15 protein-coding genes and 1 pseudogene are annotated in these 21,181 nt (G+C 65.5%); 6 read left to right on the top strand and 10 right to left on the bottom strand.

The annotated features are described in order from the left end of the window. Nucleotides 1-382 precede the first annotated feature (382 nt). Both D2E24_RS08070 and D2E24_RS08065 read right to left on the bottom strand, forming a co-directional pair. A complete protein-coding gene (locus D2E24_RS08070; protein ID WP_125968823.1) occupies nt 383-952 on the bottom strand; it encodes an ACT domain-containing protein in 570 nt (189 codons plus the stop codon). A 216-nt stretch (nt 953-1,168) separates the two neighbouring features. Continuing rightward, entirely contained in the window at nt 1,169-1,933 is a 765-nt protein-coding gene (locus D2E24_RS08065) for an aspartate kinase (RefSeq protein WP_125968822.1), read from the bottom strand. Nucleotides 1,934-2,398: 465 nt separating this feature from the next. On the opposite strand from D2E24_RS08065, the gene D2E24_RS08060 reads away from it, so the two are divergent. Further along, nucleotides 2,399-3,391, top strand: coding sequence for a class C sortase (locus tag D2E24_RS08060; RefSeq protein WP_125968821.1), 993 nt, complete (start codon nt 2,399-2,401; stop codon nt 3,389-3,391). 323 nt (nt 3,392-3,714) lie between these two features. On the opposite strand, the gene recR is transcribed toward D2E24_RS08060, so the two are convergent. Continuing rightward, nucleotides 3,715-4,317 carry a recombination mediator RecR gene (recR, locus tag D2E24_RS08055; protein WP_125968820.1) on the bottom strand — a complete coding sequence of 201 codons (603 nt, stop codon included), beginning with the start codon at nt 4,315-4,317 and terminating at the stop codon, nt 3,715-3,717. A 177-nt stretch (nt 4,318-4,494) separates the two neighbouring features. Between recR and D2E24_RS08050 the strand changes: the two genes are divergently transcribed. After that, nucleotides 4,495-4,782: a hypothetical protein gene (locus D2E24_RS08050; protein WP_125968819.1), complete on the top strand. Its 288-nt coding sequence runs from the start codon at nt 4,495-4,497 to the stop codon at nt 4,780-4,782. 14 nt (nt 4,783-4,796) lie between these two features. Beyond that, nucleotides 4,797-5,525: a hypothetical protein gene (locus D2E24_RS08045; RefSeq protein ID WP_125968818.1), complete on the top strand. Its 729-nt coding sequence runs from the start codon at nt 4,797-4,799 to the stop codon at nt 5,523-5,525. A 1,350-nt stretch (nt 5,526-6,875) separates the two neighbouring features. On the opposite strand, the pseudogene D2E24_RS10820 reads toward D2E24_RS08045, so the two are convergent. Together D2E24_RS10820 and D2E24_RS08035 are read right to left on the bottom strand one after the other, a co-directional pair. Continuing rightward, nucleotides 6,876-8,897: pseudogene (locus D2E24_RS10820) on the bottom strand (DNA polymerase III subunit gamma and tau); the annotation flags it as partial. Between the two features lie 141 nt (nt 8,898-9,038). After that, complete coding sequence (locus tag D2E24_RS08035) at nt 9,039-10,610, bottom strand: family 43 glycosylhydrolase (RefSeq protein WP_241222926.1); 1,572 nt, start codon at nt 10,608-10,610, stop codon at nt 9,039-9,041. 144 nt (nt 10,611-10,754) lie between these two features. Between D2E24_RS08035 and D2E24_RS08030 the strand changes: the two genes are divergently transcribed. Further along, nucleotides 10,755-11,354, top strand: coding sequence for a TetR/AcrR family transcriptional regulator (locus D2E24_RS08030; RefSeq protein ID WP_125968816.1), 600 nt, complete (start codon nt 10,755-10,757; stop codon nt 11,352-11,354). Between the two features lie 413 nt (nt 11,355-11,767). Here D2E24_RS08030 and D2E24_RS08025 read toward each other — a convergent pair whose 3' ends face one another. The 3 genes from D2E24_RS08025 to D2E24_RS08015 form a co-directional block, all read right to left on the bottom strand. Beyond that, nucleotides 11,768-14,872, bottom strand: a complete 3,105-nt coding sequence (locus D2E24_RS08025; RefSeq protein WP_125968815.1) for a glycoside hydrolase family 3 N-terminal domain-containing protein — start codon at nt 14,870-14,872, stop codon at nt 11,768-11,770. 148 nt (nt 14,873-15,020) lie between these two features. Next, nucleotides 15,021-16,478: an ATP-binding protein gene (locus D2E24_RS08020; RefSeq protein ID WP_241222925.1), complete on the bottom strand. Its 1,458-nt coding sequence runs from the start codon at nt 16,476-16,478 to the stop codon at nt 15,021-15,023. Continuing rightward, nucleotides 16,411-17,277 carry a LytR/AlgR family response regulator transcription factor gene (locus D2E24_RS08015; RefSeq protein WP_338142211.1) on the bottom strand — a complete coding sequence of 289 codons (867 nt, stop codon included), beginning with the start codon at nt 17,275-17,277 and terminating at the stop codon, nt 16,411-16,413. The genes D2E24_RS08020 and D2E24_RS08015 overlap by 68 nt, the downstream gene beginning before the upstream one ends. A 334-nt stretch (nt 17,278-17,611) precedes the next feature. Here D2E24_RS08015 and D2E24_RS08010 point away from each other — a divergent pair, with 334 nt between their 5' ends. Beyond that, nucleotides 17,612-17,815 (top strand): hypothetical protein, encoded by a 204-nt coding sequence (locus D2E24_RS08010; protein WP_125968814.1) that lies wholly within the window; start codon nt 17,612-17,614, stop codon nt 17,813-17,815. Nucleotides 17,816-18,031: 216 nt separating this feature from the next. Continuing rightward, nucleotides 18,032-19,006, top strand: a complete 975-nt coding sequence (locus D2E24_RS08005; protein WP_125968813.1) for a DUF5692 family protein — start codon at nt 18,032-18,034, stop codon at nt 19,004-19,006. Between the two features lie 319 nt (nt 19,007-19,325). Here D2E24_RS08005 and D2E24_RS08000 read toward each other — a convergent pair whose 3' ends face one another. Both D2E24_RS08000 and D2E24_RS10725 read right to left on the bottom strand, forming a co-directional pair. Next, on the bottom strand, nt 19,326-20,390 hold the full coding sequence (locus tag D2E24_RS08000; RefSeq protein WP_125968812.1) for a diacylglycerol/lipid kinase family protein: 1,065 nt from the start codon (nt 20,388-20,390) through the stop codon (nt 19,326-19,328). Between the two features lie 50 nt (nt 20,391-20,440). Next, on the bottom strand, nt 20,441-21,166 hold the full coding sequence (locus D2E24_RS10725) for an Rv3654c family TadE-like protein (RefSeq protein WP_277594809.1): 726 nt from the start codon (nt 21,164-21,166) through the stop codon (nt 20,441-20,443). Nucleotides 21,167-21,181 lie beyond the last annotated feature (15 nt).

Below are 21,181 nucleotides of genomic sequence, written 5' to 3'. Positions count from 1 at the left end.
AACCCCGCTCCCCCTCGCAACGCTCTCGCGTACCCGGAACAAAACAACCGGGCGAGGAACGGACTGGCAATCATTGACTATAAAGAAGTAGTACAAACACGCTCTTGAGTTCTCAAACCACCACCACACCCACACCAGAGGAACCATACCGTTCAGAGGAAGGAACCCCGTGCCGTGAGGCAGCGAAGAGTTAACTTACACGACCCGCCCCGACCACGCAACCCCGGGCCACACGGACAGCCACGGAAGCGTTGCAAACACTGGCATCCATCGGCGTGTCGAAAACACGAAAAAAACAGGACCGAACACAACCGGATACGAGAAGAGGGACTCCCTAGGGAGTCCCTCCGTAAGCAAGTCCGCCGAAAACGGGCGGTGCGGGTCAGCGGCCGGTACCGCCGTAGACGACGGCCTCGATCTGCTCGGCGTCCAGACCGTAGGCGGTGTGCAGGGCGCGCACCGCGTCATCGAGCTGCTCCAGCGGCACCAGGGCGGCGATGCGGATCTCGGACGTGGAGATCATCAGCACGTTGATGCCCTTATCGCTCAGCGCGTTGAAGAACTTCGCGGCCAGACCGGAATGCGTCTTCATGCCCACACCCACGACGGCGACCTTGCCGACGTTCGTGTCCACATCGAACGCGCGATAGCCCAGCACCTCATGCTTGTCGATGAGCACGTCCTGCACCTGCTTGACGCTCTCCTCCGGCACGGTGAACGAAATATCCGCAGTGCCGACGGACGCGCCCGCCTGCACGATCATGTCGACGTTCACGCCGGCCGACGCCAGCTCGGTGAACACCTTCGCGGCCATACCCGGCTCGTTCGGCACGCCGCGCACCGTGGCCAGCGCCTCGGAACGGTCGTGCGCGATGCCGGAGATGACCGGGGCCTCCGGGCCCAGATCGGGGAACAGATCGCCCATGGACATGGTTTCGTTGTTGTCGCTCATGTTGCCTGCCTTATCGTCGTCGCCGCGGAACCGTTCCGCGGGAATCGTCGGAGTCGCCGGCCCGGCCGGGCGGCCGGAACGGAAGTCGGATGCGGAACGCACGCCGGTCATCGGACGGAATCATCGGACGGACCATTCGGATGGGGCCGCCGACGGAACGTCGGAACGGAAGCGCGGACCGCAATCGGGGATGGGTTATACGGGAGACGGGAACCGTCAGTCGATGTTCGGCAGCGAACGCGGATCCACGCCGTCCGGAACGATCAGCGTGCCGCGACGATGCGAGAACGAGCTGCGCACATGCAACGGCATGTTGAACCGCTGCGCATACTCGACGCAACGCAGCGCCAGCACCTTCGAACCGCAGCTGGCCATCTCGAGGATCTCGTCGTAGCCGCCGCACGGGATGCGGCGCGCAGTCGGCACGATACGCGGATCGGCGGTGAAGATGCCATCCACGTCGGTATAGATCTCGCACACGTCGGCACCCAACGCGACCGCCAGCGCCACCGCCGACGTATCGGAGCCGCCGCGGCCCAGCGTCGTCGCGTCGCCCTTCGCGTTGATGCCCTGGAAACCGGCCACGATCGCCACGTCGCCATCGGCCAGCACCGCCTTGACGCGATCCGGCTTGACGGCCTTGATATGGGCCGCGCCGTAACGCGCGTCGGTGAAGAAACCGGCCTGCTGGCCCGTGAACGAGTGGGCGCGGTCACCCTCCGCATGGATCGCCATCGCCAGCAGGCTCATCGAAATGCGCTCGCCCGCCGTCATCAGCATGTCCATCTCACGTTCCGGCGGATTCGAATCGATGCTCATCGCCTGATCGATCAGATCGTCGGTGGTGTCGCCCATCGCGGAGACGACCACGGCGACCTTGTTGCCGCGCTTCTTCGTCTCGACGACGCGCCTGGCCACACGCTTGATGGAATCGGTGTCGGCGACGGAGGAACCGCCGAATTTCTGCACGATGAGAGCCACTGCTATCCATTCTCTCTTAAGTGGACTGACTGCCGTTCATCTTACGCAACCGCCACGATCGGCACGATCGCGGCCCGGCATACGGACGACCGGTCGAGAAAGCCGACCGGCGACGATCGGAATCCCGGAATCGAACAGCCACATGCCGTGACAAACCGAGGAGTCATCGACTGCGGAGCGGAAACCCCATGCGCCGCCAAGGTGCGCGTACTAGGCTGGCCGAAGAACACATCATCGCGGATGCCGCCGCCGGAACATCCGGCAACGGCGGAGGGGACGGACATGAGACGCCATCACGGACGAACGGCATCGGAACGCCGCGCCGGAGAGCCACGGCGAGCGGACGGGGCGGATGCGCCGGCCACGGACTGGTCGGCGGAACGGACGGAACAATCGGCGGGGCAATCGGCGGAACAGACCGTGGCGCAATCGCTTACGTCACAGCCGCTTACGTCACAACCGCTTATGTTACGGACATTCGTGCCGCAGACGTTCGAGCAGGCGATCGACGTGAGCGACGTCGCACGGCTGCGACGACGGCTGCGACGCAACCTGGCCATCATGCAGACCATCACCGCGATCCTGCTCACGACCGCGATTGGCGTGGCCGCATTCCCCGCAATCCTGCAATTCGAATCGTCGCGCGACATCGCCGGCACCGTCGCAACCAGCGCGAAGGAGATCGCCGGATGGCCGCGATCGGAGACACAGGATGCACTCGACGCGGCCAAGGCGTACAACGAGGAACTGGCTGCCGCCGGCCAACCCGTGCTCGGCGAAGCCGTCGATCCATTCGCCCAGATGAGCGGCGGCACACAGACCGACGACGACTCCGCCGCCGCCAAGGACGACCGGTACCAGTCGCTGCTCGACGCCGGAGGCGGCGTCATGGCCACCGTCAAAGTGCCCAAGCAATCCATCAACCTGCCCGTCTACCACGGCACGTCGGAGGCGGCGCTGGCGTCCGGCGCCGGACACCTGTACGGGACGTCGCTGCCGGTCGGCGGCGAATCGACCCATTCGGTCATCACCGGGCACCGCGGACTCGTCGCCGCGCTCATGTTCACACGACTCGACGAAGTGCAGGTCGGCGACTACTTCTACATCGAAGTCATGGGACAGACACTCGGATACGAGGTCGACCGGATCAGCGTCATCGAACCCGACGACACCGACCAGCTGCGCATCGTCGACGGGGAGGACCGGGTCACGCTCATGACCTGCACCCCGTACGGCGTGAACACGCACCGGCTGCTCGTGTCCGGGCACCGCGTCGCCATCCCCATCCCAGCGCCTGCGCCCGAAGATGTGCATGACGGGCGCACCATCGGACTCGCCGCAGGCGGAGGGACGCTCGCGCTCGGATGGGCGGCCGCGCTGCTGCGACGGAGACGGCGGGCAGGTCGGCTGATGCGGCATGCGGCGTTCCGGCCGGGGTGGCCGCAGGCGAAGGGGTAAGGAGTACGCGGGACAGCCGCGGCTTCTCCGGTGTCTTGTGTCGGAATTCGTATGGAAATGGGCCGACCAGTACGGATTGCGACGCTGACGGAGTGGGTTGCGACGCAATCCGCATGGGATTGGGTCGACATGTACAGATGACGACGCTGACGAGGTGGGTTGCGTCGGGATTCGTATGGGAACGGGGCAGAGTTTACGGGTTGCGACGCGGGCGGAGTCCGTTGCGTCGCAAATCGTATGGGATTGGGTTGGGATGTACGAGTTGCGACACGGGGTGGGTTGGATCAGCCAGACCGGCCCGGAGGAAGGCTCAGGGACCCGGGTCAGGCGTCGCGACGGCCGGCGAGGGCGCGGCCGAGGGTGATCTCGTCGGCGTATTCGAGGTCGGAGCCGACCGGCAGGCCGCTGGCCAGGCGCGTCACTCGGATGCCGAGCGGGCCGAGCAGACGGCTCATGTACGTGGTGGTCGCCTCGCCTTCGATGTTCGGGTCGAGCGCGAGGATCACCTCCTGCACTTCGGCGCTCTTGAGACGGTCGAGCAGCTTGGGGATGTTCAGGTCGGCGGGGCCGACGTTCGCCATCGGGTTGATCGCACCGCCGAGCACATGGTAGAGGCCGCGGTATTCGCGCGTGCGCTCCACGCTCATCACGTCCTTCGCCTCCTCGACCACGCAGATCACGCTGCGATCGCGGCGCGGGTCGGCGCAGATCGGGCACGGACTCGACTCGCACACGTTGCCGCACACGTCGCAGAAACGCACCTTCGCCTTGACCTCGGTGATCGCGTCGACCAGCTGCGACGCCTCCTCGTCGGACGCCGACAGCATGTGGAACGCGATGCGCTGCGCGCCCTTCGGACCGATGCCGGGCAGTGCTGAGAACGCGTCGATGAGACGCTGGATCGCGCCGTCGTATGCCAGTGCCATGAGGTCTCCTTGCCGGTCGAATGCTCGTACGACGAGCATAGCGAACCTACCTAAGGACAACGACACTGGCGCTCCGTATGTCCGGCCCGGGATCGCGGCGTGTCGTACTTGTGGAGGGGGGGTATCAGCGACAATAGAACCGTCCGCAATGAAGCGGAATCGTTCAAGGGGGTTATCATGAACACGAACAAAATCAAGATGCTGGCGGGCACCCTCGTAGCTGTCATCATAACGTGCGGTGTTTTCAGCACTCCGGCATCAGCGTTCTCTGGCATCTACCAAGGTGCCGCTCTGCAAGGCTCCTATTATTACGATTGGACCTACTCCTATGCCGAAGGTGCTGCCACATACGGCAAGGTGCGGGTCTGGGCCAAGCAGGACGGAGCGACCAATACCGTTGAAGCCGCCTATATCGGTGACTTCAAAAAAAGTCTCCAATCACGGTCAGGAATGGAACGTCGATGACGGAGCCGGGGCCAATGTCAAATAACGCAACCAAGCTTGTGGGCTGGCTCCGTGGCGTCGGCACGTCCACACTGGTGATGACGCTGACACTTACGTCAACGGGATGTGGCACCGGGGAATCCCTCGACACGGAGCAGGCCACTGGGGAGCGATGGGCTTCATCGATGCAGCAGCTGGCACAGAGCCTCATCGATGCACAGGACGATCCGCCGATGAGCGACACCCAGTTGGCCGCCGTACAGCGCGTCGTCGAAACCGGCACGGTCGACGTCGTCGATTACGAGACCGGTCTTGCCGGATACCGTCAGTGCATGCTCGACCGGGGGTACAAGGAAATCATCTTCGTCGATATCGGAGACGGGCTCAAAACCGAAACATCCCATGCATCCGGCACCGACGAGCAGGAGAACAAATACAGCGAAGACATGTCAGCCTGCACCTCGATCCACCGACGAGCCATCGAATTCCTGTACGAGAAGCAGGTCGGCAACGCCTCGCTCCTCAAGGACCACAATGAAGCCATCGCAGACTGTCTCCGTCGGCGAGGCCTCGTCGACGCATCCTATACCGGCCAGCAATTCCAGCAGGAGGATTCCGCGCATTCACGATCCTTCATGAACGGCGGTACGGGAACATGGACCTACTCCTACGATCAGAGCGACGCGGCGGAGGCCAACATCTGCCAGTACGCGAACGGCATCCTATCGGTCGACAGCAGTTGGCCGACCGAACAGCTCTGGTGAATCTCCGACGATCCCATGAACAGCTCCGGTCCCTCCTCCCACCAACGGTTCTTCCCCACAGTGAGAGGAGGGACCGGAGCTGTTCATGGTTCATCGCTGACACCGTCTCTTCGCCGGCATCCCTTGTCGGTCGTACTTCCGGTATCAGTCGTCGTGACGGTGGGACTTGGCGAGGTTGCGCGGGTTCTTCGGATCGTCGGCCTTGAACTCCTCGACCTTCTTCACGTCGAAGAACTTCTTCAGCTCATCGACGCTCATCGTGCCGGCGGTGCCGAGCGACTCGTCGCTCATCGAATACTCGTCCTCGTCCGGATCGACCTGCGGGGTCGTCGGCGCGTTCGGGCCGCCCGGCATACCGGGACCGGCCGGGTTCATCGGGCCGCCGAACGGCTGCGACTGACGCCACGGGTCGGCGTTCGCCGGACCGCCGGCGAAACCGGGGCCGCCGGGCTGGCCGCCGGGGAATCCCGGACCGCCGGAGGACGGCATGCCCGAACGCTGGCCGAACGGCCGCGACTGCGGTTGGGACGGCATCGGGGACGACTGCTGCGGCGCGTGGAACGACGGGATCGGCTGCGACGACTCCCACGGGTCGTCGTCCGGCGGCGGCACCTGCATCCACGGGTCCGCCGGCATCGCCGACTGATTCACCGACGGCTGCTGCTGGTGCGTCGGCGCCGGCTGCGGCGCGGGCGATGACGCGGACACGGCCCACGGGTCGACGGTGTCGGACGGGTCGGGCACGGCGACGTGCTTCGCGGGGTGCGACGGCGAGCTGACGCCCTGCGGGCCGGCAGGCGACGGAACCGACGGCGCAGCCGACGACCGGGATGCGGCAGCGGGCGATGCCCACGGATCGTCATCGGACGGCGAGGCCGCACCGGAACCGGACGGGCGCGACGACGTCGGAGCGGATGCCGCAGGCGTGGCCCACGGGTCATCGGATACGGGCGCGGCATTGCCGGCGGGCGGGTTCGCGGACGGCTCGGAAGAACCGGACGAACCGGCTTCAGCCGCCGATGCGGGCGTGGCCCACGGGTCGTCGGATGCGGCAGTGGCGGACGACGGCGCAGGAGCCGCGGAGGACGCCCACGGATCGCCGGCGGGCGACGAAGCGGCGGCTCGGTGAACGTCGTCATCGTCGGCGGACGCGGCGTCAGACGTGGACGACGCCGCGGCGGAACCGGCGGCGTCGGAAGAACCGGATGCGGCGGACGCGTTCGACGAGGACGATGCGGACGACCCGGACGAGGTCTTGGCGACGGCGGCCTGCAGGCTCTCCTGCAACAGCTGCGACTTGACGCGCTGCTGCTCATCGGGCGGCAGCTTGCTGAACGGCGGGGCGATGCTGCCGTCGGCCAGCTTGTCGGTCGGGGCGATCGCCACCGTCGGGCCGAACACGCGATGCACCTCGTTGCGCACGATCTGCACAACCTGCGTGGTGCCGTCGACCGGCTCCTGCGAGACGGCCAGCGCGAACGCATACTTGCTCAACGCACGATCGAACTTCATCCACACGCACTGACGGCCGGGATGATGCTTGTCGGGGGCCAGCAGGATCTTCGGCACGCGGCTGCGGTCGATATGACGACGCACGTCCTCCGGGAGCGCGGCGACGAGCGCATCCCAACGCTGGTCGGGCGTGCGGTCGTCGGCCGGGGCGGGTGCCGCGACGGACTGGACCGGAGATGCGGCGGAAGACTGGGCAACAGACGCTGCGGCCGACTGGGCCGGAGCCGCGGCGACGGTCTGCGGAGACGATGACGCGGCTGCGACGCCGGACGCGGGACCTGCGCCGAAACCGTCATCGGAATCGTCACCGGCCGCACCGGCGGAAGCCGCAGCGACGGCGGCGGCCACCGCGCCGGCGAAACCGCCCGAGGACGCACGTGACGAACCGGACGCGGAGCCGGCGGAAGCCGCGGCGGCGCCGGCGAGCCCGCTCATCGTCGAACCAGCGGCACCGGCACCGGCAGAGGCCGCGAAACCGGATGAAGCCGACTGGGATGCCGCTCCGGCGAATCCGCCGGCCGACGGCTGGGAGCCGGAGAAACCGCCGGACGTCTGACGATTGGCCGCGAACGAACCGGCGGACGCACCGGCGAAACCGCCGGACGCAGTTGTGCCGGGCTGGCCACCGGTCAGGCCGGTCGAACTCGCCGGGCCAAACGAACCGGACTGGCCGAACGTACCGGACGAACCGGCAGAACCGGCGGAACCAGATGGGCCGGCCACGCCGGAACCGCCAGCCGCACCGGCCGCGCCCGTTTCGCGGGCGGCGAGCAGGCGGGCGGCGAGCAGTTCGAGACGCATGCGCGGCGAGATCGCGCCGGTCATCGACCCCAGGGTCGTGTTGATAGTCTCGGCCATCGACGTCAGCTCGGCCAGACCGAGCGCGGACGCCTGACGCTGCAGGTCGGACGTATCCTCGGCCTCGGCGCCGTCGGACAGCACCGATTCGGCGCGATCCCCCGCCAACGTGAGCACCAGCAGGTCGCGCACGCGCGCCAGCAGGTCCTCGACGAAGCGACGCGGGTCGAAGCCGCCGACCACGACCTTCTGCACCACCGCGTACAGGGCGGCGCCGTCGCGGTCGATCACCGCGTCCACCGCGTCACCGATCAGCGCGTCGGGCGTGAAGCCGAGCAGCGCGACCGACGCGTCGTGCGTGATCGTGCCGTCGACCGCGCCCACCATCAGCTGGTCGAGCACCGACAGCGTATCGCGCATCGAACCGCCGCCCGCGCGCATCGCCAAACGCAGCACGCCCGGCTCCGGCGTCACGCCCTCCTTGGCGCACACGTCCTCCAGATACGGGCCCATCACCTCGGCGGGCACCAGACGGAACGGATAATGGTGGGTGCGCGAACGGATCGTGCCGATCACCTTGTCCGGCTCGGTCGTCGCGAAGATGAACATGACATGCTCCGGCGGCTCCTCCACGATCTTGAGCAGCGCGTTGAAGCCCTGCTGCGTGACCATGTGCGCCTCGTCGAGGATGAAGATCTTGTAGCGGTCGCGCGCGGGAGCGAACCCGGCGCGCTCGCGCAGCTCGCGGGCGTCGTCCACGCCGTTATGGCTCGCCGCGTCGATCTCGACCACGTCGATCGAACCCGGGCCGCCCGTGGCGAGATCACGGCACGACTCGCACTCACCGCACGGATGCGACGTGGGACCCTGCGCGCAGTTGATGCACCGGGCGAGGATACGCGCCGAACTCGTCTTGCCGCAGCCGCGCGGACCCGAAAACAGGTAGGCGTGCGTGAGCTTGCCCTCGTCGAGCGCGCGCATGAGCGGGACCGTGACCTGGTCCTGCCCGATCACGCCCGCGAAGGTGTCCGGCCGGTAACGTCGATACAGTGCAAGTGCCATGCCCTCCAACCTACCGCATGGCGGCTACCCGGCGGGGCTCGCGAGGACGGCGGTGTGGATAACGCGACGGCGGGGCGGCCGGGTGTGGATAACCCGTCCGGTTCCGGAATTCCGAGGCGGGAGTCCGCCCGCACCGTCGGATCATTCGGCGGCGCGATCGCCGGCGACGTGCAGGTCGAGCGCGGCGACGTCGACGGATCCGCCGCCCTCGTAACGCCAGTACAGCGGCAGTACGCCGGTCGGCGACGCGGCGACGGCGACGTCGGCGGTGAAGTCACGCCAGTCGTCGCCGATGCCGGTCAGCGGGATGCTGGCGATGACGTGCGCGCCGGCCGCGTCGGTCGAGACGACGATGCGGCCGTCCGGCCTGCCGTCGTCGCGCGGCTCGTGACGCCGGCGGCGGTGGGCGCGCGCCGTCACGGCGACGGCGGTCAGCGGTGCGGCCGGATCGAACGTCAGGTACTTGATGCCGGCGGTCGCGCCGTCGCGCATGTTGGCGACGTACTGGAGGACGGCGGACGCCTGCGCCGCGCCGTCGGGGCCGTCGGCGGCCTTGCCGTCACGCGCGTCCTGCGTGAAGTACGGGTGTGCGGCGAGCCGGCGGACCGGGGCGTCGCCGTCGTAGCGGCCGGCGCCGTCGCGGCTCCACAGGTTGCAGGCGATGCGCGCCTCGATGCGGCCGGCGCCGCGCAGCGGACCGCCGTTGAGGCCGCAGCTGGTGACCTCGGCCTGCGCGAACCGCCATTCGCCGGTCGTCTCGTCGAACGTCGCGTCGAGCCGTTCGGCACACGCCTGGCGTGCGTACGAGCTGCGGTTCGTCTGACGGTGGTAGAACGTGTAGAAGTCGTCGCCGATGCGCAACATGCCGCCGTGCGTGTTGCCGGTGTAGTTCGCGGCGGACGTCTCGTCGGCGCGGCCGTCGAGGCCGACGTCGCCGATGCTGACCAGCGTGCCGCCGTAGCTAAAGCCCTCGTCGGGCCGGTCGGACACCGCGTAGCACAGCTCGTGGTTGAGCCGCGACGAATAGACGACATAGTATTTGCCGTCCCACTTGCGCATCGACGACGCTTCGAAGAACTCGTGGCCGGGGAACGAGCCGGGGCCGGTCTTGGGGAACAGGAGCCGTTCGGGCGTGCGGATCGTGACCATGTCGGGTTCGAGTTCGAGCACGTAGCCGCCGTCGAAGCCCAGCCGGCGCCCGCCGGTCGCGAGCGCCGGGACGGGCGTGTGGAAGCCGGAGTAGAGGTAGACGCGCCGGTCGTCGTCGACGAGGACGCCGGGGTCGAACGGGAAGGAGTCGCCGGCGCGGCGGCCCCAGATGGTGCCGTCGGGGTGACGGACATGGCCGTGGAACGTGAACGGGCCGACGGGGCTGTCGGCGACGGCGACGCCCATGATGCCCATGAAGTCGAACGCGTAGTACAGGTAGTAGCGGCCGTCGGGGCCGACGGCCACGTCGGGGGCGAACAGGAGGCGCAGGCCGAGGCGGTTCTTCGGATCCTGGTTCCTGCGGTAGATGACGCCTTCGTAGCGCCAGTCGCTCAGGTCGGTGACGGGCGCGGACCAGCAGACGTAGTCGTTGACGCAGAACATGGGTGCGCCGAAGCGGTCGTGGGAACCGTAGATGTAGACGCGGTCGCCGAACACATAGGGTTCGGCGTCGGGGATGTACTCCCCCGCCGGAAGATACGGGTTGCACGCCTGCTGCATCATGTCACGCTCCTTGTCTTTCGTCCGGCGGGCGGTCACCGACGTATCGCGACGATCGGTAGACGTCGGTGTATCGCCGGTTGTTGTTTATCATGGAGGAAGAGAGGGAAATCACCGATATCGTATTCCGCGAATGAAGGAGCGACCATGGCCCGGACTACCGGCGCACGCATCGAATCCCGCGGCGACGCCCGCAGGGCCGCCATCGTGCGGGCGGCCCGCGAGGCCTGCCTCGACACCGGATTCGCCAGACTCACGATCAGCGACATCGCGTCGCGCGCCGACATGACGCGGTCGCTGTTCTACCACTACTTCTCCAGCAAGGACGAGGTCGCCGACGCCGTCATCGACGACGCGATCGCCGCCATGCTCGTCAAGCTCGACCGTTGGAACGCCGAACGCGAGGTCGGCAACATCGAGAAGGCGCTCGACGACATCGTGCGCCTCACCCGTTCGATCATCGCCGACGAGGGGCCGTTCAGCGCACGGCTCATCGAGGCGGGCAACGCCGAACTGTATCTGAAGTTCATCGACCGCGCCGCGGACCGGATCGCCGACTACATCGGCGAGACGACCGTGCGCGACTTCGAACGTCTGCACGGACTGCCGATCCGCAACGTGCACGAGACGTTCTACACGCTCATCGTCGGTCTGGTGTCGCTGATCCGACTCCACCCCGACACGTCCGACCGGCTCATCAAGCAGGTCGCCGCCCAGACACTGCACATCGAGAACTATCTCGGGTAGCGGCGGGGCCTCGGTCGGGGCCGTCATGGTCCCGACCGCCCGTCATGGACGACTTTGCGGGCGTCCGGTCGCATTCCGGTTCACGGATGCGGTCGGACGCCCGTTTTGTTTGGCGCGCCACGCCCGGACTGGTCGTACAGAACGGCGGTTACCCACGGAGACCATGGACATTCCGCCGGTCCCGAAAATGCAATCGCCGTTATGCATGATCAATCCGGGCGTGGCGCGGCACGCGAGCGGCACGACAGGGCGCGCGGGAGACGAGGCGAGGCCTCATCTCCCGGATGAATCGCCCCGCATGGTCCCATGCCCCGCCATATCGGGATATGAGAGGACCCGGACGACCGTAATGGGCAGTGGTCGTCCGGGTCCGGAGGAGCGGGTGCGGCGCCCGGAGAGCGCCTCACCTCATGTCAGCCGCGGGCTGCGCGCTTCGCCATGCGCTTGGCGAGACGGCGTTCCTTGCGGGCGGCCACACGGCGGATCGTGCCGGGCAGCCAGCGCCACACGGAGAAGAAGGCCAGCAGTGCGAGCAGTATGCCGCACACCGTGTTGAACACGATCTGGATCACCTTCATCTGGTTGTAGAACGTGAAGCCGGCACCGGGCAGGGCGCCCTGCATCGCGTTCGAGTTCGCCACCGTGTACAGCAGGTGATGCATGGCCTGACGGGCGTAGTGGTAGGTCGCCGGGTCGTTCAGGTCGAGCGTCTCTCCGGTCGGGTCCTCACTCACGTTGAGCAGCTTGATGTCGGATCCCGCTTCGAGCATCTGGTACGGGCTCATGTACTTCGCCGTGTTGGCGTTGTCGGTGATGATCAGCCCGTTGAAGCCCCATTCGTCGCGCAGCAGCTGCTGGATGAGCGCGTGGCTGCCGCCGGTCCAGGTGGCGCCGATGCGGTTGAACGAAGTCATCACGCCCTTGGAGATCGGGGTCGTGGTCGTGACGTTCGTGAGCGTGCCGTCGGCGTTCTTCTCGACGTAGTTCATGTCCATGTCGCCGAGCTTCATGCACGCCTCGAACGGCTTGAGGTAGATCTCGCGGATCGCCTGCTCGTTCGACCATGTGGCCACGCCGAAGTTGCCTTCGCGGTCGCCGCGGTGGTTCTCCTGATCGTTGAGGGCGAAGTGCTTGATGTACGCGTACACGCCCTTGCCCGCCGCGCCCTTGACCTCGAGCGAGGCCGTCGCTCCGGCGAGGAACGCGTCCTCGGCGTAGTATTCGCCGTTGCGGCCGGAGAACGGGGTGCGGTGGATGTTCATGGCCGGCGCGTACCAGCCGTTCGCTCCGCCGAGCAGCGCCTCGTTGCCGATCATCGTGCCGAGCTCCTCGGCCAGGTCGGCGTTCCACGTCTGCGTGAGCATCATGATGCTCGGGAATGCACGGCCAGTGCCGCCGTACAGCCAGCCGCTGGCCGTGTCGGCGTCGGTCTGGTACGGCTTGTCGATGGACTTGATGTAGTCGACGCCGTAGCCGGAGAAGGTGATGAGCTGGTTGTAGTCGTCCTCGGTGAGCTGGTCGAGGATCCGTTCCCACTGCTCGTCGTCGTAGTCGAGGCCGCGCATGTCGGAGACCTTGAGTCCGTTCTTCTCGCCGAAGGTCGGGGTGTCGTCGATCGACGAACGGTCGATGCCGGTGCCTGAATCGGTGCCGTCGAGCTGCTTGATGAGGTCCGCGGATGCGGTCTTCTTCCAAGTGCACGACGACTTGTCGCCGTTCTGGTCGGTGCAGTTGATCTCGTTGCCCCAGGTGCTCTTCTCGTCGGACGCCTCGCCGTAGTGCTTCGGGAAGGTGCCGGTCCAGTCGGCGCGGGTCAGGTAGGTCACATCCGGGTCGGAGGCCGCGTCGAACAGGTTGGAGATGGCCTTGCCGGTTTCGGCGTCGGTGGCGAACGTGGTCGTGTCGACGTCGGTGTTGGCCGGCGTCCAGCTGGCGACCATCGACTTGTCGCCGGCCGCGGTCATGCCGTCGGCGACGGTCTTGCCCTTGTCGGCGAGGATGTTGTTGACGGCGTCGTTCGCGTTGGCGGCCGCGGTGAAGCGGTATTCGCCGGCGTCGAGGATGTACGTCTTCGCGCCCTTGTAGTCGTAGGACTTGAGCTGGTCCTTGGCGAACGTGACGGTGACGGTCTCGCTCGCGCCCGGCTCGAGTTCGCCGGTCTTCGCATAGCCGACGAGGTTCACCGACGCCTTCTCGACGGCGTTGGCCTTGTCGTAGTCGGTGTACGGCGTCTGCGCGTAGAGCTCCACGACGTCCTTGCCGGCCACGTCGCCCGTGTTGGTCACGGTGACGGTGGCGGTGAAGTCGTCGCCGCTGTTCTTGACGCTGAAGCCGCTCCACGTGAAGTCGGTGTAGCTCAGGCCGTAGCCGAACGGATACACGACCTCGCTCGCGTAGTCGTAGTCGCCGGCGTTGCCTTGGCCGAGGACCTTGTCCTCGTAGCGGGTCTCGTAGTACTTGTAGCCCACGTAGATGCCTTCGGCGTAGTCGACGTAGTAGTACTTCGTCGGATCACCGTTCTCGTCGTAGTAGCGGTAGCTGCCGAAGTTCTGCGCGGCCGGCGAGGCGAGCGCGTCCGCGGCGAACGTGTCGACCGTACGGCCGGACGGGTTGACTTCGCCGGAGAAGACCTCGGCGAGCGAGTCGGTGATGCTCTGCGAGTAGACGACGGCCTTGATGTTCGGATAGTCCTTGAGCCAGTCGAGTTCCATCGCGGCGCTGGACTTGACGAGCAGGACGACGTTCTCGTAGTTGTCGTTGAGGTACTTGATGATCTCGGTTTCGGTGGAGTCGAGTTCGATGTAGCTCTTCTCCTTGTCCTCCTGCTTGTCGGCATGGTTGACCATCGAGCGCGGCATGTCGCGGCCTTCGCCGACGACGCGGTTGAGCACGTACACCGGCACGGTGCCCTTGACGGAGTCAAGCAGCCCGGATTCCTTCTCGAGTGCGCTCAGCGGTGCCTCGTTGATGCGGAAGTCCTCGGCGTCACCGTAGCTGACGGAGCCGGATGCCAGACCGTAGTCCTTGCCGGCGCCGGACTCGTAGTAGTTCCACAGGGTGTCGTTGACCTTGAATCCGGCCTTTTCGAATGCGTCCTTCAGCGTCGTTACGGCACCGCCGCCAAGGAGAGCGCCGACCGTCGATAACGACGTGCCGTCGACGCTGTTGGCGCTGAAGAAGCTGAATGCAGTGTCCTTCTTCATCGGCAGGATGTCATCGTCGTTCTTGAGCAGCACGGTACCTTCGGCGGCGATGCGGTCGTACAGGTCGTCCTCGGCGGCCTTGATGCCGTCCTTGTCATAGTCGGCGGTGTAGTAGTTCGCGTCGGCGCCGTCCGTGTCGACGCCGCTGTTGTCGGCGCTCTGATGGTTGTATCCCATCAGTCCGGAAATCATTTTATTCGCGCTCAGCTGCGGGTTGATGAGCACCATCGCCACGATGATCACCGCGGCCACGACCACGGACACCACCGTCTTGACAGCGCGGACCACGAGCGCGCCGTTCTTCTGCTTCGTCATCGAGTCCTTCTTCTTCGTCGGGAATGTGCCGCCGCCCGTCATCGAGGCGGCGTGATTCCAGTGTCCGGGGAAGAGGACCGGCATGCCAGTGCACACGCATAATCGACATGTTTCGCGTAACGGACTGCGTGTCGCATACGTCGTGGCGTCAATCGGCGTGCATCGGCAGCAGCACGTCCACCGAGAACACGCCGTCGCGCGCGTCCATAGACAGCACCCCGTCGTAGTGTTCCGCGATCATCCGCATCGAGCGGGTGCCGAACCCGTGGTAGCGTCGGTCGGCCTTCGACGTCTGCGGTAGACCATCATCGAACCGCAGTTCACCGACGTACGGATTCTCCACGTGGATCAGCACCATGCCCCGACCTTCGCGCACGGTCATCGCGATGTACCGGTCGGCGTCGGCCGGCAGCTTGGCCACGGCCTCCAGCGCGTTGTCGATCGCGTTGCCGAACAGCGAATAGATGTCGGTCGGTTTCATGAACGCGATGAGCGCTCCGTCGATCATGCGGTCGAACCGTACATGCTGTCGCTCGCACACCATCGCCTTGTTCGCCAGCAGCACGTCGAGCGGTTCGTTGCCGGTACGCACCGACGCGTCGTAGACGTCGACCAGGCCGCGCAGCTCATCGAGTTCCTCGCGGGTGATGCGTCCGTCGAGCAACGCCAGCTGCTTCTTGAGATCGTGCGTCTTGACGTTGATAAGGTCGACGGTGGCTTTGTCCTGCACCATCTGCGCACGCTGCTGATCCAACATGCGCTGCAGGGCGAAGCCGTCTCGCTCGGCGGCGATGCGATTGGCGGTCTCCGCAAGCAATGCCAACACGAATGCGCAGGTCACGAAACGGGTCGCCACCAGTAGTAGATACGCGGACAATGACGGGCCTCCCACCTGATCGGATGTTCCGGACAGGCAGGAGAACACGTTCACGCACAACAGCAGTCCGAGAAACAGCACGAGGATGTTGCGACCGAGACGCTCCGGTGTCCGATGCTCCATCGGTTTGGCGAACAGCCGGTATCCCAGCAGAAGAAACATCACCGACACCACCAGGAACGCCATGGCACCGGGCCACGTCGTCGTATCCGACCAGTCTCCGGGCAGATTCAGCACGACGATCCTCGTACCGCAGTACACGAAATGCTGCAACGATACGGCGGCGATCAGGTAGAACACGCTCTGACGAAGATCCATCGCATAGCAGAACCGCATCGCCCAGCAGCACATCGCATACAACAGCACGAACCGGACTATCGCAATCCAGATGGTGGCGGACACGACTTCCACCGGAGCGATGTTCATCGCCGCTATGGGCCAATACGTCACCACGGCAACAGCTAGCACCGTCATCAACGAGACGACGACGCGCCAAGCGAACCTCGGCCGCCGGTCCAGCCACCACACGAACATGGCGGCGCACGCCAGAAGCTCGACGATGAAACCGTTGAAGAACGGCATAACAACGCGAAGCGCGACGAAATCCAGCATGCGGAGCACGGTGATCAGCGACGCATCAGGAATCTCCGGCATGACTGCTTCACCTCCGTTCCGCGCCGCCGACCGGAGTGCCGGTCGAGACGACGGATGCCCCGCCGGACGCGACATGGCCGCGGCCGAGTTCGGCGGCGAGATCGGTCAGGAACTGCTTGCGGTAGGCGCGGCCGATCGGCAGCTCGACGCCGCGTTCCAGTAATACGGTTTGCCCCCTGACCGCCGTGATATACCTCTGATTGACCAGATACGGATTGCCGCAGCGGACAAACCCGTAAGGCTTGAGAGCGGCCTCAAGCTCCTTGAGACTGCCGGAAGTGGTGATGACGCCGCGTTCCGTGTGATAGTCGAGATTGCGGCCGCGCACTTCGACATGGCTGATGTCGCGTAGACGGATGCGCTGACTGGCTCCCCGCTGCGCGATGACTATGGAATCGGATTCCCGTTCGCGCAGTCGTACCGCGCGGGTGAGCTTGCGTTCGAAGTCCGGGTAGGCGAACGGCTTGATGATGTAGTCCAGCGCGTCCACCTCGTAGCCCTTCGCGGCGAACTGGGCCATGTTGGTCACGAAGATCAGGACGACTTCCGCGTCCAGTTCGCGCAGACGATGGGCGGCCTCCATGCCGTCCATGTTCGGCATCCCGATGTCCATGAACACCATGTCCCAGCTCGCCTTGTACGGATCCAGAAAACTCGTCGGCTCGCGGAACTCCGTCACGTCGAACCGGACATCCGGGTGACCGGCCTCGTACTCGGCCAGACACGCTCGAAGCCTTGCCGCGGCATCCTCATCGTCCTCGACCACCGCCACGCTGAACATACGGCCACGCTCCTTCTCCCGACGCATCATCGCCCGACCACACCACGATAACCCATCGCCGGGGTCCGGGGTGGGGACCGAACGGCATGCCAACGGGGCTCTGTCGGGCCGATAGCAAGGCCAGAATGGGCGGCTTGCCGCCGACGAGACGACACGCCCGGACTGGTCGTACAGAACGACGGTTGCCCATGGAAACCATGGGAATTCCGCCGGTCCTGAAATCGCATCCGCCGTTATGCATGACCAATCCGGGCGCGGCGGACCATCGCAGCCTCACGATCCAAGGAGTCTCCATGCCCACGCCTCTGACGAACGTCGCTTTTCTATTTATTCTATTTTTTCTATAAATTCCTCAAAGCCCAATGATTCCAACGGTTTTCGGCATCACTGATTTTTTCTATAAGTTTTCTATTTCTTCTATAACGGGATGGAAAGAATCAGTCCCGTCGACGACGGGCCGTCCGCCACCTCCGACGTGGCCAAACGCATGGGCGAGACCATCGACTACGCCAACGTGTACCGGGCGAAGCTGCTCGACGCGCGCGTCATCGTCGCGCTTCGACGCGGGCAGGTGGATTTCGCGGTGCCGATGCTCCGTGACTATCTACGGACCCACGAGAGCGGCCGATAACAACAACCAAGCAGCACGGACTCCCCATCATCCGAAGTTTGACAGAGTGTCAACTTTGGGGATATCATGGACGGGCATTAAAAATTGACATTTTGTCAACGTCGTCCAACGGCGGACGCGACGGAGACGGAAGACCATCCGAAAGCCATGCCCGGTCCTCTTGTCCATGATTCGCGCCCGTCGATGCGACGGCGGAAGAGAGCAGGAAGGACCATCATGCTGTTCCAGGTGTACGGCGACCATGCCGTGTTCCAGTGGCTCGGCTGGATTCTCGTATTCGTCTGTCTGATCGGCGCGAACGAACTCGCCCGACGCACCAAGATCGGCGGCATCGTCGCGTTCCTCGTCGTCCCGGCGATTCTGACCGTCTACTTCGTCGCGATCTACGCGGGCGCGGCGATGGGCGCCGACTGGGCGCTCGCCAACCCGACCTACGTGCACATGACCAGCTGGTTCCACTACGCCAAGCTGTACGCGGCCACTGCGGGATGCATCGGCTTCATGGCACTCAAGTACCAGTGGGGCCGTATCGGCAAATCCGAATGGTTCAAGTGCTTCCCGTTCGTCATCGTCGCGATCAACATCCTCATCGCCGTGGTGTCCGACTTCGAGTCCGCGTTCCGCGCGTGGGACACCACGTGGGTGTCCACCGAGGGCGTGACGCTCATGGGCGGCTGGCACAACGCGTTCAACGGCCTGGCCGGTCTGATCAACATCGCCTGCATGACCGGATGGTTCGGCATCTACGTGTCGAAGAAGAAGGACGACATGCTCTGGCCGGACATGACGTGGGTGTTCATCGTCGCCTACGACCTGTGGAACTTCTGCTACACCTACAACTGCCTGCCCACGCACTCCTGGTACTGCGGTCTGGCGCTGCTGCTCGCCCCGACCGTCGCGAACGCACTGTGGAACAAGGGCGGCTGGATCCAGAACCGCGCCAACACGCTGGCCATCTGGTGCATGTTCGCGCAGGTGTTCCCGATGTTCCAGGACTACTCGGTGTTCTCCACGCAGTCGGTGAACAATGCGAACGTGAACCTCGCGGTCTCGATCGCCGCGCTCGCGGCGAACGTGCTCGCACTCGGCTACATCCTGATGCGCGCGAAGCGCCAGGGCATCAACCCGTGGCTCGGCGAGGTGTTCAAGGGCACCCGCGACTACGAGCAGGCGATCGCCCGCGCGGTCTGACGTAACGGCATCGCGACTGCCGGAGCACGCAAAGACACGCAACGGCCTTTCGGAGGGTGGGGTGAGTTTCCACACGGGAACCCACCCCACCTTTGTGTTTCACACGAATGTTTCATGTGAAACACAGAGACGGCACCGCACGGGGGCGAACGTCCCGAAAGTCACACGCAAATGTTTCATGTGAAACATTCCCAGCATGCCCGCTCCCCGACCGTGCGGAAGACCACACGAAATCTCCCCGCACTGCTCAGGCTGAGCTACGCCAATACAAACACCGCCGGGACGACAGGGCGTCGGTAGTACGCCCGCAGTCAGGCGATCAGATGAAGACGCCGGTGACGGGGTCGCGATGGTCGCGCTCCAGCGCCGCCAGCGTGCGGGAGCCGTCGTCGGCACGATGCTCGGCGGCCACGGCCGGCGGAACCAGCACACGCAGGGCCCGACGCTGGGCCTCCACACGCACCGGCACCGATCCGACGTATTCGCCGTCCGACATCAGCACCGGAGGTTCGGCGCCCTCGTCCGCACGGGTGATCTCGACGTCGCGCACCCGCTTCCAGCCGAAGACGTGGGACGCCAGCAGGCGACCGTTGTATCCCTTGGAGATGGCGTCGGCGATCTCGATCGGATTGGGCATGTGGTCGATCCACACCAGGTCGAGCAGGCCGTCGTCGAAACGCGAGTACGGCGAGATCTCCAGCCCACCGCCGGCGTGACGGGAGTTGGCGACGGTGATCATCGGCGTGAGCAGGTCGTATTCCTCGACGGAGCCGTCGACCAACGTGGCCTTGATGTGGTAGCCGTACCGCTTGAGACGCGTGACCTCGACCAGCACCGCGGCGAAGTAGCGCAGCGACCCGCCCGGCAGGTGCGAGTGGTTCGCCCGGTCGTTGATCGATGCATCCAGGCCGCAGTTGAGCATGCCACCGTAGAACCGGTCGATCGGCTCGCCGTCGCCGCCCGGCAGCGACGTCACCCGTCCCATGTCGACGTCGATGTGGCTGCCGCGCACGATCGCGCCGACGATGCCCTCCACCGCGGTCTCGATGCGATTGACCGGCAGTCCGAGTCCGCGCGCGAAGTCGTTGCCCGATCCGATGGCCACGATGCCCAGCGGTTTGCCGCTGCAGCCGACCGCGTTGGCGCCCAGCGAGATCATGCCGTCGCCGCCCGCGACGACAAGATGACCGTACCGGTCGGACTCCTCGCGAGTACGTCGCAGCGAATCGTCGAAGCTGGAGCCGGTCAGGTCGATCACGTCGAATCCGTGCCGTTCACCGGCCTCGATCATCAGGTCGAGCACACGCTCGTATGTCACGGCGCCCCGGCCCTTGCCGGATACGGGATTGCCGACCATCGCCACCACGGTACGTTCTTCGCTCATACCGCCACCATACCCAAGCCCGGCGTGGCTCGCCACCTGCCGCGGGACCGTCACGGCCCGCAGTCGACCGGTCCGGCCCGCGACTCGTACGTCACCTGCGGTGCAATCGGCACCTGAGTGGTCACGCCGGCGACGACCTGCGCATCCTCCCCGTCGATGACGCAGGATGCCAGCGAAGCGCCGTTGGCCGTCACGGCATCGGCGGCGATCGAGCATGCGGCGATGTCGTCGGATCTATCGGCCCACGCCGTCGCCGCGGCGATTGCGGCCAGGTCGGCGGCGGTACGAGCCTGCGCCCGGCATAGCACCACATTGCCGGCCATCGCGAGCGCCGCCATCAGCAGTGCAGTGACGGCGATGAGTGCCACGCCCAGTACGGTGCCGGATCCGGGGTCGGTTCGTCGCCAGAACCCGGGAAGGTCCTCTACTGCCGTATCGCGGCCGTCGTCATGGATGTCATGACGGGTATCGTCATGGATGTCATGACGGGTATCGTCATGCGCGTTGTCGCAGACGCCGTTGCATACGGCGTCGAGCACACTGTCGGACACGCAATCGCGCACGGGGAGGCGGCAGAAATCGGTGTCGCGGCCTCTTGTCGAATCGGAGCTGACGGAGGCCGTCGGCGTTCGGCGGCCGATTCCACTATCGGCATCAGCGTATCGTCCCGGAACCGGGGCGACTGTGGTCCTGAGTCCGGATCGGAGTCCCGGACCGGCCGTCCAGGTTTCGCAGAACGGTCCGCGTACCGGCACGATAATCGGTGACTGTCGCATTGTGGTTCCGACGTT

The sequence above is a fragment of the Bifidobacterium samirii genome, assembly GCF_003952945.1.
In the GTDB taxonomy this organism is placed as follows: Bacteria; Actinomycetota; Actinomycetes; order Actinomycetales; family Bifidobacteriaceae; genus Bifidobacterium; species Bifidobacterium samirii.
Note: the sequence above shows the minus strand (reverse complement) of the source record. Positions and strands in the feature narration are given on the sequence as shown.